11 protein-coding genes are annotated in these 13,492 nt (G+C 48.1%); 6 read left to right on the top strand and 5 right to left on the bottom strand.

Annotation, left to right across the window (positions count from 1 at the left end):
• Positions 1 to 14 precede the first annotated feature (14 nt).
• Complete coding sequence (tadA, locus tag FJQ58_RS01385; RefSeq protein WP_139990661.1) at positions 15 to 479, top strand: tRNA adenosine(34) deaminase TadA; 465 nt, start codon at positions 15 to 17, stop codon at positions 477 to 479.
• Between the two features lie 5 nt (positions 480 to 484).
• On the opposite strand, the gene FJQ58_RS01380 is transcribed toward tadA, so the two are convergent.
• Complete coding sequence (locus FJQ58_RS01380) at positions 485 to 679, bottom strand: aspartyl-phosphate phosphatase Spo0E family protein (protein ID WP_139990660.1); 195 nt, start codon at positions 677 to 679, stop codon at positions 485 to 487.
• 314 nt (positions 680 to 993) lie between these two features.
• Between FJQ58_RS01380 and FJQ58_RS01375 the strand changes: the two genes are divergently transcribed.
• The 5 genes from FJQ58_RS01375 to FJQ58_RS01355 all read left to right on the top strand — a co-directional run bounded on the left by FJQ58_RS01375 (position 994) and on the right by FJQ58_RS01355 (position 7,536).
• The gene (locus FJQ58_RS01375) at positions 994 to 1,875 is read left to right on the top strand and encodes a LysR family transcriptional regulator (protein WP_139990659.1); all 882 of its coding nucleotides are present in this window, start codon (positions 994 to 996) and stop codon (positions 1,873 to 1,875) included.
• Positions 1,876 to 2,270: 395 nt separating this feature from the next.
• Positions 2,271 to 3,752 (top strand): UDP-N-acetylmuramoyl-L-alanyl-D-glutamate--2,6-diaminopimelate ligase, encoded by a 1,482-nt coding sequence (locus FJQ58_RS01370; RefSeq protein WP_139990658.1) that lies wholly within the window; start codon positions 2,271 to 2,273, stop codon positions 3,750 to 3,752.
• A 28-nt stretch (positions 3,753 to 3,780) separates the two neighbouring features.
• A complete protein-coding gene (asnB, locus tag FJQ58_RS01365; RefSeq protein ID WP_139990657.1) occupies positions 3,781 to 5,628 on the top strand; it encodes an asparagine synthase (glutamine-hydrolyzing) in 1,848 nt (615 codons plus the stop codon).
• An 83-nt stretch (positions 5,629 to 5,711) separates the two neighbouring features.
• Positions 5,712 to 6,782, top strand: a complete 1,071-nt coding sequence (locus FJQ58_RS01360) for a C39 family peptidase (RefSeq protein ID WP_139990656.1) — start codon at positions 5,712 to 5,714, stop codon at positions 6,780 to 6,782.
• A 40-nt stretch (positions 6,783 to 6,822) separates the two neighbouring features.
• Positions 6,823 to 7,536 (top strand): aspartate/glutamate racemase family protein, encoded by a 714-nt coding sequence (locus FJQ58_RS01355; protein WP_139990655.1) that lies wholly within the window; start codon positions 6,823 to 6,825, stop codon positions 7,534 to 7,536.
• Positions 7,537 to 7,638: 102 nt separating this feature from the next.
• On the opposite strand, the gene FJQ58_RS01350 is transcribed toward FJQ58_RS01355, so the two are convergent.
• From FJQ58_RS01350 to FJQ58_RS01335, 4 genes are all read right to left on the bottom strand, one after another.
• Complete coding sequence (locus FJQ58_RS01350) at positions 7,639 to 8,052, bottom strand: organic hydroperoxide resistance protein (protein WP_139990654.1); 414 nt, start codon at positions 8,050 to 8,052, stop codon at positions 7,639 to 7,641.
• Positions 8,053 to 8,336: 284 nt separating this feature from the next.
• Positions 8,337 to 9,437, bottom strand: coding sequence for a tetratricopeptide repeat-containing glycosyltransferase family 2 protein (locus FJQ58_RS01345; RefSeq protein ID WP_139990711.1), 1,101 nt, complete (start codon positions 9,435 to 9,437; stop codon positions 8,337 to 8,339).
• 75 nt (positions 9,438 to 9,512) lie between these two features.
• The gene (locus FJQ58_RS33140) at positions 9,513 to 13,118 is read right to left on the bottom strand and encodes a BclA C-terminal domain-containing protein (protein ID WP_274382309.1); all 3,606 of its coding nucleotides are present in this window, start codon (positions 13,116 to 13,118) and stop codon (positions 9,513 to 9,515) included.
• 14 nt (positions 13,119 to 13,132) lie between these two features.
• The gene (locus FJQ58_RS01335) at positions 13,133 to 13,312 is read right to left on the bottom strand and encodes a hypothetical protein (RefSeq protein WP_139990653.1); all 180 of its coding nucleotides are present in this window, start codon (positions 13,310 to 13,312) and stop codon (positions 13,133 to 13,135) included.
• Between the last annotated feature and the right edge of the window lie 180 nt (positions 13,313 to 13,492).

Here is a 13,492-nt window from a genome sequence, read left to right as displayed (position 1 = left end):
AGGAGTTATTAAGCATGATTAGAGAACAAGAAGACCAGAATTGGATGCTGGAAGCCATCGCAGAAGCCAAAAAAGCAGAAGAAATCGGCGAGGTTCCCATCGGTGCCGTTATCGTCAGGCATAATGAAATAATCGGGAGAGGCTACAATTTGAGAGAAACGCAGTTCGATCCGACCGCGCATGCTGAAATGGTGGCCATACGCGACGCTTGCGATCGCATCGGCGCTTGGAGATTGCTTGATTGTACGTTGTATGTCACATTGGAGCCTTGTCCGATGTGTGCCGGGGCTATCGTTCAATCCCGAGTGAAACGTGTTGTTTATGGAACAACGGATCCAAAAGCCGGTTGTGCCGGAACACTCATGAACTTACTGCAAGAGCCCCGTTTCAACCATGAAACGGAGCTCACTAGTGGTATTTTACAGCCGGAATGCGCGTCTCTGTTAAAGCAATTTTTCCGTCGGTTGCGGGAGAAATAACATTCCTACAGATTGTCGCGGCGTATCGTGATATGAGTTAGCTCATTTCTTTGTATATACTGTAACGCAACAATAAGTTGATCGGCCTCTTCGCTAATCGCCAGAACATCCGGATCTGTCAAACTGCCGCGTGCTTCGGCTATTTCATGAAGCTTTAGCCGCAGCGACTGCAATTGTTTAAGCAAGTGTTTTTTGTCCATAGCTCGCTTCGGGGCACGCTCCTTATCTAGCACTCGTGTGGTAATGGTTCTATTATACTCGGAGTCCAATAAGGAGTTTGTAAAAACTTGTCGACGGACGTAGACAATTTTCGGGCATTATTCGACAAAATGAAGTCATTTATTCCAATTTATAGTTCTTTTATACTAAAAAAATCGATCATAATTTGGTAATGTTTACTCAACACCATAGGGAGGACTAGTTAATTGTGAGCATATATTTATTGATATTGATAATCATAATCAATTAGTATATACTTAACTTAATTACTTATTTATAGTGGAGTGCATGCCTAATGAGTTCTGCCGATAAGCTTCAAACCTTTTTGACGCTGGCCGATTGCCGCTCTTTTACGGAAACGGCTAAGATCCTTTATACCTCACAGCCCACCGTCAGCAACCATATCCAGCAGCTTGAAAACCAGTATGGCACCCCGTTGTTCAACCGTTCTGGAAAAAGCGTTGTTTTAACGCAAAAAGGTAGAATCTTGTATGAATATGCTTTAAAAATTACATCCTTGTACAAGGAAGCCGCCAATCGCCTTCAACATGATGCTCCGCAGACGCTCAACATCTATGTCAGCAACTATTTAGGCGCATATGTGCTGCCTGATCTTATTAGTCGCTTTAACGACAAATATCCCGAAGAATCGTTCCATTTACATACGTGCGACTATGTCGAATTACAAAATAACCTGTTGCAAAAACGAACCAACTTTGCCATTATGCCTCTTTACGATACTGATGATTACATTCAAGATGGCTACGAAATTGAACCGCTGTTTGTGGAGGAGATGCTGCTCGTTGCTTCACCGGAGCACCCTTGGAACAAGCGCAAGATGCTGTATGCCAGAGACTTGAATTACAAGCGGCTGCTCGTTCCTGACAACGACTTTATTCAGTCCAACCTGATTCAAGCGCTGAAGCAGAGTCAAGTAAACGTTGAGATCGTACATAAACCTAGTCTCGAAGCCATTAAGGATGAAGTTCGGCGTGGCGATCATATTGCCTTCCTTCCCTATTATGCCGTAAATAAAAGCCTGTCGAATGACGAGCTTATCACCCGTCCTGTGGCAGGCCTGCAGATTAAAAGAAGCAATGGCTTCGTTATTCGCAAGAACACTAAGCTTAACGAGCTTGAGCAATCCTTTTATACCTTTATCAAACAAGCCTTTTAATTCATGATCATGGCATTGGCAATCCAATTCTAAAGCAAAGAGCAGGTGCATTTTATGCACCTGCTCTTTGCTTTTTTACCGGCCAGAATGGGGCGAAAACAGCCCTTCACGTCCACATTTATGAGGATAAATCCATTTGTATTATAAGTAGGTATGAAGTAAAATTATTTAAAACAAAATTCATAAAGCTCGATGAAATGAATATAAATTCGGAAGTCGGGATGTGCCTTTGTGTATCATAAAGCACTCCTTCGCTTCTAATTCCATGGATTTCGTAGCAAGAATCTACTGGCGGCAACCTTGTGCCGCCCAAAGCCGTCAAAGAAGATACGAAGAAGATTCTGCGAAGATAGTCCTTACTCATAGAAATAGGCCACTCGAATGGAGCTGATCGTATGTTATTGACCTCCCTAACCAAAGATCTTAGTTATACGCTCGTGCAAGGCGATTTACATACTGAAGCAAGCTCGGTTGCCTATGACTCCCGCGAGGTAAAGCCAGGCGGCGTATTTGTTGCCATTTCCGGGTTCACCGTAGACGGCCATCGGTACATAGATAAAGCTATAGAGCTAGGCGCAGCAGTCATCGTACTGGAGAAGGCCGTGCCGGTCGCGCCGGGCGTAACGGTGCTTCAAGTTGCCGACACGCGCGAAGCGCTTGCCCTCATTGCAGCTAACTTCTATGACCGTCCCACAGAGCAAATGAATCTCATCGGCATAACCGGAACGAATGGCAAGACATCGACTACGTATTTCCTAAAATCCATCTTTGAACAGACCGGAACATCGCTTGGCATTATCGGAACGATTGGCACCGTTATTGGAGACAAAGTGTTCGCTAACAAAAATACGACGCCTGAATCCCTTAATCTCCAGCAGATCTTTGCTGAAATGATTGACTCCCACACGAAACATTGCGTGATGGAGGTTTCTTCGCATGCGCTCAATTTGAACCGCGTAGCGCATTCCAGCTTTAATACAGGCATTTTTACGAACCTGACGCCCGATCATTTGGAATTGCACCATACGATGGAGGAATATTTTGAAGCGAAGGCCAAATTATTCGCTATGACTACGGACTATAACATTATTAACGCCGACGATAAGCACGGCCAAATTCTGATTGACCGTCTTAGAAATCAGGAGCCGAAACTGCTGACCTATGCCATCGAGCAAGAGGCTGACATTTTTGCAACGGATATCTGCTATTTTGCTGACTATACCACCTATACAGTAAATACACCTAAAGGCAGCATCTCCATTAAGGTGAATCTCCCGGGCGCCATCTACGTATATAATAGCTTGGCGGCTATTGCTACCGCTTATTGCAATCAGTTCAGCCTGCAGCAAATCGCAGATGGTATTGCTGCGGTTGAAGGCATCAAAGGCCGGCTGGAGGTCGTGTATCAGGATGAGGAAACAAAAATCATCGTTGACTTTGCGCATACGGAAGACAGCCTAGAGAAAGCCTTAACGACGATTCGTCCTTTTGCCAAGGGTAAAATTATCCTCGTATTCGGGGTCTATGCAGCGGATGGAGAGTCTGGAGTAGAGAAACGCAGAGCGATGGCCAAAGTAGCTGCCACATTCGCGGATTTCTCTGTCGTTACCTCGGATAATCCAAAGATGCAGGACAATACGATGATTATCCGGGAAATTGTAGAAGGACTAGAAGCATATGACGGAGCATACGAAGCGGTTGTCGACCGAAGAGACGCCATTGCTTTCGCAATTGAGATTAGCCGGAAAGACGATGTCATTCTCATTGCGGGCAAAGGACATGAAACCTCGCAAATTATCGGGAAAACAGAAATTCCCTTCAATGAGGCTGAAATCGTCAGAGAGCTCAAACGAAAAAGAAATGTGACAGCGGATTAAACAATAAATTAAATGAAAGGTATTGCTTATGTGCGGTTTTGTAGGATTTGCAGACAGTCGACCGGACGTTGATCAAGTATCCATCATTAAGGATATGATGGATACCATCGTTCATCGAGGACCAGACAGCGGCGGCATCTACTCCGATGAAGAAGTTACTTTCGGATTCAGGCGTTTGAAAATTATTGATATGTCTGAGGTGGCCAGTCAGCCGATGTACAACGAGGACAAAAGCTGCGTGCTTGTCTTCAACGGCGAAATATATAATTACCAAGAACTCAGGGAAGAGCTTCTACAAAGAGGGCATACCTTCGTAAGCCATACGGATAGCGAAGTTATTATTCATGCTTACGAAGAATACGGCGTCGAGCTTCTTCCGAAGCTCCGGGGCATGTTTGCTTTTGCTATCTGGGATACGAACAAGGAGACGATGTTCCTCGCCAGAGACCACTTTGGCATCAAACCGCTTTATTACACTCAAAACACATCGGATAAATCCTTCCTATTCGGTTCGGAAATCAAAGCCTTCCTCAAGCAGCCCGCCTTTAAGAAAGAAATGAACAAGGACGCGCTGAAGCCCTATCTCACTTTTCAATATTCCGTGATGGATGAAACGTTTTTTAAAGGGGTCTACAAACTGAAACCCGGCCATTATATGATTTACAACAAAGGCTCGCTTTCTATACAGCCTTACTGGAATGCAAGCTTTGAAGCGGAAGAGAACAGTCTTTCCTACTACGTCGACCAGATTAAAAGCACGATAAAGGATTCCGTCAATTATCACCAAATCAGCGATGTAAAGGTTGGCTCCTTTTTATCCGGCGGCATTGATTCCAGCTACATCACGGCCTTATTGAAGCCAAACAAAACGTTTTCTGTCGGCTTTCAGGACTATGAGGGAAACTTTAACGAAACGAATCTGGCCAAGGATTTATCCGATATCTTGAGCATAGATAACCATAAGAAGCTAGTTACGGCTGACGAATGCTTCGAGATGCTGCCAACGATTCAATATCATATGGATGAACCTCAGTCGAATCCCTCCTCCGTTCCTCTATACTTTCTGGCAGAGCTAGCCAGCAAGCATGTGACGGTTGTCCTCTCCGGAGAAGGGGCAGACGAAATCTTCGGCGGGTACGATTGGTATGATACGACACCTGCAATGAAAAAATATAAGAAATTGCCTTTTGTTGTGCGGCGGCCGCTCTCCCTAATCAGCAGCAAGCTGCCCAAAAACCGAATCACCTCCTTCGTCAAAAAAGGGGGACAGCGGGTAGAGGAGCGTTTTATCGGACAGGCCCATGTCTTTGACGAGGCGGATGCGCTATCCTTACTGAAAGACGACTACAAGCAAGGACCTTCTGTCAGGAGCATTACCGATCAGGTTTATAAGCAGATACGCGGCAAGGACGATATTACGAAAATGCAATATGTCGATTTAAAGCTTTGGCTTCCCGGCGACATTCTCCTTAAGGCAGATAAAATGAGCCTTGCTCATTCGCTTGAGCTGCGCGTTCCCTTCTTGGACAAAGAAGTAATGGCGCTCGCTTCAAAACTGCCCACGGGGCTCCGGGTTCATCAAGGCCAGACCAAGTACGCCTTACGCGCAGCTGCGAAAGAAGTGCTGCCAGAGGAATGGGCAAATAGGCCAAAGGTCGGTTTTCCCGTACCTATCCGGCACTGGCTGCGCCAAGAAAAATATTATAAACTCGTAAAGGAGATGTTTGTCTCCGACCGGGCCAAGCTTTTCTTCCATACGGATGAGCTGCTCAAGTATTTGGATGGCCACTTTGCGGGTAAACAAAACTACGCTAGATATATTTGGACGGTGTACGTATTCCTTATTTGGCACAAGACGTTCTTCGAGCAAGCGTGAACGAGGGATGCCAATACTTTGGCAGATTCAGCCCGTTGCGCACTGTAGCACCTAAAACAGCGATACAGTAAAGGGAACTCAACATGAAGAGAATCGTAAAACTACTGATATTACTAGGTATTATTTTTTTCATTTATACTTTGTTTAACAAAGATGACACTAATTCTACAGAGAAAAATAGCACGGAGCAGCCTCTAATAACTGCCGCTCCGACACCGCAGATCAAGCAAGGCATCGTAACTATCGTCAACACGGTTGAAGCAACCGGACAGCCGATTCCAGGCGCTGTGTTTACGATTACGGCAGATGCCGGCGCAACGGTTATCGAATCCCTTACGACCGATGCGACGGGCCGAGCAACGTCAGGTTTGCTTGATTACGGAACAGACTATACAATGAAACAACAGAAAGTAAGCGGGCCTTACCCTATAGCAGAAGAGGAGCATTCCTTCACTTTAGATTCACCTAACTTGGAGATCTCGGCTACCAATCCGATGCCTGGGTATATCAAGGATTATGAGATGGCTGCTGACGGGTCGGTCGTGATTAAGAAGGTCTATCTCGACGTCGATACGGTCATGCAGAAGCCTGAGCTGCCTAATGGATGCGAGATCACTTCGTTAACGGCTGTTCTGAATTTCTACGGCTATGAAGCTAATAAACTAGAAATGGCAGATGTTTATTTGCCGAAACAGCCGTTTTTCTCCAAGAACAATAAGCTTTATGGCCCTGACCCGTACAAAGCCTATGCGGGAAATCCTAGGGAGCTTAAGGGAGGTTTTTTCAGCTTCGCCCCTCCCATTGTTGACGCGGCTAACCTTTATTTTGAAGCTGTTGGGCGCAGCAAACCTACCGCTGATATAAGCGGAAGTACGCGGGAACAAATCATCGAGCAGCTCAATCAAGGGATTCCTGTTGTTACTTGGATCACGCTTGATCTCACGCCGCCCAAAATCAATTATGCCTGGTACTTCAATGACACTGGCGAACACTACTCGGCCCCGGTTAACCTGCATGTCGTGGTGTTAAACGGCTACGAGGACGGAATCGTGCATGTCATGAATCCGCTCAAGGGACAAGTCACCTACGATGCAGACACTTTTTTCAACAGCTATGACGAAATGGGCAGCCATGCTATGATTGTGGGTAATTAAATTAATTCAAATAAACACTTCAATAAAAGTAGGTTGGACAATGGAAGCTAAAAGCTTAGGTATCATAGGCGGTATGGGTCCCAAAGCCACATCCGTATTTTTCGACATGATTATCGAACAGACCGCAGCAGACCGAGATCAAGAGCATATTGACATCGTCATCCTCAATCATGCGACTTTGCCAGATCGAACGGGTGTGATTTTGAGAAATGAAGGCGCACGTTTTCTCGGAGCCGTTGCCAAGGATTTGAAGCTGCTCGAAGCAGCCGGCGTGTCCAATATCGCTATCCCATGCAATACATCGCATTATTTCTATAACGATATGCAGCAGATGACGAGCATCAACATCATTAATATGGTCGACGAGACGCTCAAAGTCATATATGAAACGTATGGCGAGCATTGCAAAGTCGGTATTTTGGCCACAAATGGTACGGTCAGCAGCGGTGTTTACCGTAAAGGCTGCGATCATTACCAAATGCAGCTCCATGAGCCTGACGCTCCTATTCAGGAGCATGTGATGGACATCATTTACAATAAGGTTAAACGCAATTTGCCTGTTGAGCCTTCCGAATTTGAGGGGATCATTCGCCACCTGCTTGATCATGACCAGTGCCAATGCGTTATCATCGCCTGCACGGAGCTATCTTGTATCCCCATTCAAAGTGAGGTCTCAGACCATTGTGTAGACGCAATGGCCGTGCTTGTCCAAAAATCAATTGAGCTTTCCGGCAAAAAAAGTATTACCCTATAACACTAGGTATGCTTACACAAATTATGATTAGACAAGAATGCACATAAAAACGCCAGAGGAAGATTCTCTGGCGTTTTTTTTCATGCAAAGATCGATGCTGGTTTAAATCAAATTTAGCTCTACCTGAATGTTTCCACGAGTAGCTCTTGAATAAGGACATACCTGATGGGCAGCTTCAACCAACTCTTTAGCCAAATCAGGCTCAACGCCTGCAATCGAAATATCCAGCTTCACTCCAAGCTCGTATCCGCCGCCATCATCCTTACCGAGCGTAACGTGAGCCGTGACCTCTGTTTTCTCTACCTTAACCTTTTTCATGCGGCTGACAACGTTAAGCGCACTCTCGAAACATGCAGCATACCCCCCTGCAAAAAGCTGCTCTGGGTTCGTCGCTCCTCCTTGACCGCCAAGCTCTTTAGGTGCTCGTACGTCTACATTCAAAATATTGTCGCTGGATACCAGCTTGCCATCCCGTCCGCCTGTTGCCGTTACTGTAGCCGTATATAATTTTTGCATGTTTTATTCCTCCGATTTTTTTTTTGTTATGATGCTCAGAAGCTAGCTGCCTCACTTCATTCCCTTTTGTCTTCTCTAATGCATGAAGACATCTTGCTTTCTTATTACCCAAATCCTGATGTTCTATTCTTTAATGCAACATACGAGAAAAGCAATAATTAAATTTGATACAATTAAGTTTTATAAAATATAATATAATGCATTCAACTAAGCTTGTCAATCTCATTCTCGGTTAAAAACAAAAAAGCGGCTCACACCCTTCACAGGGTCAGCCGCTAATACCGTTATGACTGTACAATCTCTTCATTCGTGTTTTTGCCTAAACGCTTATTTAAGTAATCACGATTTGCTAAAATCCGCTCATCCGTTGGCCGGAATTGTGCCGCTTTTTCATTATGCTCATTCGCCGTTTCATACTCGCCAATACGATCATAGCATACACAAAGCTGCAAATTTGGCAGCCACGTAGAGCAAGCCAGATTTTCAAATCCCCAGTTTTCCTCATTCCTATCCACGCTTAACGCCTGCTTATACCAGTAAATCGCAAGCTTATAGTCTGCCTGCTGCAAGAAATGGTAACCTAATCGACAGCAAAATTCAGGTCGGGGCCGATCATAATGAAATGAACGAAAAATGGAATCGACCATATTCCGGGTTTCCTTCAGCTCATTGTAACAATCCGCAAGTCTGCTGCAAGAGGCGACGTTATCCTCAATCCAGCCTTTTCCGGTTGCCAGAAATTTATCATAATATCGGATAGCCGCTTCAAATTTAGCATGATCCTTAAGCTCGTTGGCATAATAAAACAAATCGCGCGGAGAAAATATCTCCCCTTTGGCCAATCTCTGCTCATAAATATTTAAGTTGCGGTCACTATCATGATGAATACTGCTATGGGTGACGGCTGCATCGCTATGATAGATATTCCCATACACTTCAAGATACTCATGCACCGGACCGATCCATTGGAAAGCACGTTCCCGCTTTACGATTCGGTTTCGTCTTAATTTAGATGTTACATTGCCGAATTCATCGAAAGCCAGATGATATTCCATCGAGACCGAATCAACACCTGGATCCAAACTTTTCTTTAACGCAATCAGTTTCTGTTGGTCTGTCTCCTTCAGGATGTCATCCGCATCCAGCCACATGATATAAGACTTAGTCGCCAAAGAGAAAGCAAAGTTGCGGGCTGCCGCAAAATCATCGATCCATGTAAAATGCTCGATACGATTTGTAAACTCGCCCGCAACCTGCTTTGTTGCATCCGTAGAACCTGTGTCCACAATAATAATTTCATCGGCGATGCCTTTCACAGAGGAAAGGCACCGCCCTAACGTATCTTCTTCATTTTTGACAATTAAGCACAAGCTGATGGAAATCAACAAAATCACACTCCTACGAGTCGATAAGATTGATTCATCATATTCCCATACTTTTGTCCTGTTACTGTCACTTTATTAACTCAATCGAATAATGGTTAATGCTGCGCCCGCACTTCCGCCTAGCAAGGTTGCAGCTCCTAATAAGCCGAATAGCTGCAACGTAATCGTGCTTCCTGCCGCTAAAGTAACTACAATATCGTTATTAAAAGTTGAAAGGCTAAGCACCGGCGCAATCGTAGACGCGGTGTTTGCCACTCCATTAATAAGAAGTCGCGTGCTGACAAGCAGGGCTGCCGTCGTGTTTACTTGATAGCTAATAAAGTATCTTCCGGCATTAACAACCGTAAACGTATCATTTGCTCCGTTAACCGTCACGTTAGCACTTAAGTTCTGGGAACTAGGAAGCGGAACATTGGTTCCTCCAAGAACAACGGCAATAATTCCACCGGTCGTATTGGCTGCAAACGCTGAATCAGCAGTCAAGCTGGTACCTGTTGCTCCCGTTCCACCTGTTGCTCCTGTTGCTCCCGTCGCCCCTGTTGCTCCTGTTGCTCCTGTTGCCCCAGTTGCCCCAGTTGCTCCCGTTACTCCCGCTGTTCCGGTTGCTCCTGTTCCACCCGTCGCTCCTGTCGCTCCCGTTACTCCTGCTGTTCCGGTTGCTCCTGTTCCACCCGTGGCTCCTGTTGCCCCAGTTGCTCCCGCTGTTCCGGTTGCTCCTGTTCCACCCGTGGCTCCTGTTGCCCCAGTTGCTCCCGCTGTTCCGGTTGCTCCTGTTGCTCCTGTCGCTCCAGTTTCACCCGTGGCTCCCGTTACTCCCGCTGTTCCGGTTGCTCCCGTTGCCCCAGTTACACCCGTGGCTCCGGTCACTCCTGCCGTGCCTGTCGCACCTGTTCCACCAGTGGCTCCTGTTGCTCCAGTTACGCCTGTCGCCCCCGTTGCTCCTGTTCCACCAGTGGTTCCGGTCACTCCTGCTACACCTGTTGCTCCCGTTACTCCAGCCGCGCCTGTCGCACCAGTTTCACCAGTAGCTCCTGTAGATCCCGTTGCTCCTGTCACACCTGCCGTGCCTGTCGCACCAGTTCCACCCGTAGCTCCCGTCACTCCAACACCTGTTGCTCCGGTTACTCCTGTCGCTCCCGTTACTCCAGCCGCGCCTGTCGCGCCAGTTTCACCAGTAGCTCCCGTTGCTCCAACTCCTGTTGCTCCGGTTACTCCTGTCGCTCCCGTTGCTCCTGCCGTGCCTGTGGCACCTGTTCCACCAGTGGCTCCGGTCACTCCTGTTGCTCCTGTTGCTCCCGTTACTCCAGCCGCGCCTGTCGCACCAGTTTCACCAGTAGCTCCTGTAGATCCCGTTGCTCCTGTCACACCTGCCGTGCCTGTCGCACCAGTTCCACCCGTAGCTCCCGTCACTCCAACACCTGTTGCTCCGGTTACACCTGTCGCTCCCGTTGCTCCTGCCGTGCCTGTCGCACCTGTTCCACCAGTGGCTCCGGTTACGCCAGCTCCTGTTGCTCCAGTTACGCCCGTAGCTCCCGTTACTCCAGCCGCGCCTGTCGCACCAGTTTCACCCGTAGCTCCGGTCACACCAGCTCCTGTTGCTCCAGTTACGCCTGTCGCTCCCGTTGCTCCTGTCACACCTGCCGTGCCTGTCGCACCTGTTCCACCCGTAGCTCCTGTCACGCCAGCTCCTGTTGCTCCAGTTACGCCTGTCGCTCCCGTTGCTCCTGTCACACCTGCCGTGCCTGTCGCACCAGTTTCACCCGTAGCTCCGGTCACGCCAGCTCCTGTAACTCCTGTCGCTCCCGTTGCTCCTGTCACACCTGCTGTGCCCGTCGCACCAGTTCCACCCGTAGCTCCCGTCACTCCAACACCTGTTGCTCCGGTTACGCCTGTCGCTCCGGTTGCGCCAGTTACGCCCGCTGTTCCTGTCGCGCCTGTTGCACCAGTTCCACCCGTGGCTCCTGTCACACCAGCTCCAGTTGCTCCTGTAGCGCCAGTTGCACCGCTAGCCGCTAACAACGTGTAATCTGGTGAAGTGCCTGGCGTGCCTGTTGGCGGAGCCGTATTGACGATATACGTGCTGCCATTAAACGTCACCACTTGACCTACCGGATAGCCTGGCGCTGCCAAAGGATCAAAGATCACAATACCGCTTAGACCAACGCCTGTTGCTCCAGTTGGACCAGTTGCTCCCGTCACTCCGACCCCAGTTGCTCCAGTAACACCAATTGCTCCTGTCGCTCCCGTTACGCCTGCTGTTCCAGTTGCACCTGTTGGACCTGTGGCTCCAGTGGCTCCTGCTCCGGTTGCGCCAGTAGCGCCAGTAGCACCTGTTCCTCCAGTTGCACCACTTGCCGCTAACAGCGTGTAGTCCGGTGAAGTGCCTGGCGTACCCGTTGGCGGAGCCGTATTGACGATATACGTGCTGCCATTAAACGTCACCACTTGACCTACCGGATACCCTGGTGCGGCCAGTGGATTAAAGACCACAATACCGCTTAGGCCAACGCCTGTTGCTCCAGTTGCTCCAGTCACTCCGGCCCCAGTAGCTCCAGTAACACCAGTCGCTCCTGTAGATCCCGTAACTCCTGTTGTTCCAGTTGCACCTGTTGGACCAGTCGCTCCCGTGGCTCCTGTTCCGGTTGCCCCTGTGGCACCTGTTGCTCCAGTGGCCCCGCCACCGGCTAACAGCGTGAAATCTGGCGAAGTCCCTGGTGTACCCGTTGGCGGAGCCGTATTAACGATATACGTGCTGCCATTAAACGTCACCACTTGACCTACCGGATAACCCGGTGCTGCCAGTGGATCAAAAGTAACAATACCACTTAGGCCGACGCCCGTTGCGCCCGTTGGTCCGGTAGCACCCGTTACCCCCGCTCCGGTTGCTCCGGTTGCTCCCGTTGCACCACCTGCAGCTAGTAGGGTGTAGTCTGGTGAGGAACCCGGTGTACCTGAAGGTGGAACTGTATTTACAACATATGTGCTGCCATTATAGGTAACCACTTGGTTTAACGGATAACCTGGTGCTGCCAAAGGATCAAAAGCAACAATGCCGTTTAAGCCTACGCCCGTCGCACCCGTTGGGCCTGTAGCTCCAGTCGCGCCCGCTCCAGTTGCCCCTGTGGCGCCTTTTGCAGCAAGCAGCGTATAATTAGGCGAGGTATCGGGATCTCCCGTTGGCGGTGCCGAATTGACAACGTATGAGCTGCCATTAAACGTCACAACCTGCCCCAATTGATACCCTGATTCAGCCGCTGGATCGAATGCTACAATACCGTTTAACCCAGCTCCGGTTGCTCCCCTAGGACCCGTAGCCCCCTGTGCGCCAACCGTACCCGCTGGGCCATTTGCCCCTGTTGCACCAGTTGCTCCTTGAGTACCAGCAGCACCGGCCTCACCATGATACCCTCTGTAGCCTCTAGGGCCTCTGAAGCCTCTCGGACCTCTTCTTCCTTTATAGCCAGGAGTAGGCTTTGGCTTTGGTTTCGGCTTTGGTTTGGGATGCGGGTGAGGATGGTGCCCATCCAAGCAATTAAGCGCTTTTTTGAGAATAACGATGGAATCCCTAACATCGTTTTGGGCGCTTTGAATTTGATTTCTGCGAGTTAGTCTTTTGGCTTTACGCAACTCGATAATTGCTAAATTTATTTTGCGCAGGCATCTCGCCCGGTGTTTTGCCACTCCTACCACCTCCGTTAAGTTTTTAAAGTACGTTTTTTGCTTAATTGTGTATTTACAATGTAATCACATGAAGACACTGCTTCATGAATTTGGCTTTTCGCATGGTTTAAGCGCTTCGTCTTAATAAGGCCTTTTGCCGTTTGCAGCTTTTGGATCGCTTCATTCAACCTTTTGGTTTGAACTTTTTTGTTCATGAATGTTTTCTCGCCCTCCCGCTCATGTAGTAAAAACCCGCTATGCTAAGACAGAGATATATAATAGCTAAATCAGTCTATGTCCAAATCTGGTGTCGAGCACGGTATATACCTAGTTGCGCAAATAACGGACAGGCAAAAAATGATAAATTAAAAAATTTACATAGGCCAATGTCGTTA

Origin of the sequence: Paenibacillus paridis (assembly GCF_006345825.1) — a bacterium.
GTDB classification, from domain to species: Bacteria; Bacillota; Bacilli; order Paenibacillales; family Paenibacillaceae; genus Pristimantibacillus; species Pristimantibacillus paridis.
Note: the sequence above shows the minus strand (reverse complement) of the source record. Positions and strands in the feature narration are given on the sequence as shown.

Bases quoted from the DNA above. Each gene is read 5' to 3' on its own strand.
- tadA (WP_139990661.1), top strand. From the start codon at position 15: ATGATTAGAGAACAAGAAGACCAGAATTGGATGCTGGAAGCCATCGCA.
- FJQ58_RS01380 (WP_139990660.1), bottom strand. From the start codon at position 679: ATGGACAAAAAACACTTGCTTAAACAATTGCAGTCGCTGCGGCTAAAG.
- FJQ58_RS01375 (WP_139990659.1), top strand. From the start codon at position 994: ATGAGTTCTGCCGATAAGCTTCAAACCTTTTTGACGCTGGCCGATTGC.
- FJQ58_RS01370 (WP_139990658.1), top strand. From the start codon at position 2,271: ATGTTATTGACCTCCCTAACCAAAGATCTTAGTTATACGCTCGTGCAA.
- asnB (WP_139990657.1), top strand. From the start codon at position 3,781: ATGTGCGGTTTTGTAGGATTTGCAGACAGTCGACCGGACGTTGATCAA.
- FJQ58_RS01360 (WP_139990656.1), top strand. From the start codon at position 5,712: ATGAAGAGAATCGTAAAACTACTGATATTACTAGGTATTATTTTTTTC.
- FJQ58_RS01355 (WP_139990655.1), top strand. From the start codon at position 6,823: ATGGAAGCTAAAAGCTTAGGTATCATAGGCGGTATGGGTCCCAAAGCC.
- FJQ58_RS01350 (WP_139990654.1), bottom strand. From the start codon at position 8,052: ATGCAAAAATTATATACGGCTACAGTAACGGCAACAGGCGGACGGGAT.
- FJQ58_RS01335 (WP_139990653.1), bottom strand. From the start codon at position 13,312: ATGAACAAAAAAGTTCAAACCAAAAGGTTGAATGAAGCGATCCAAAAG.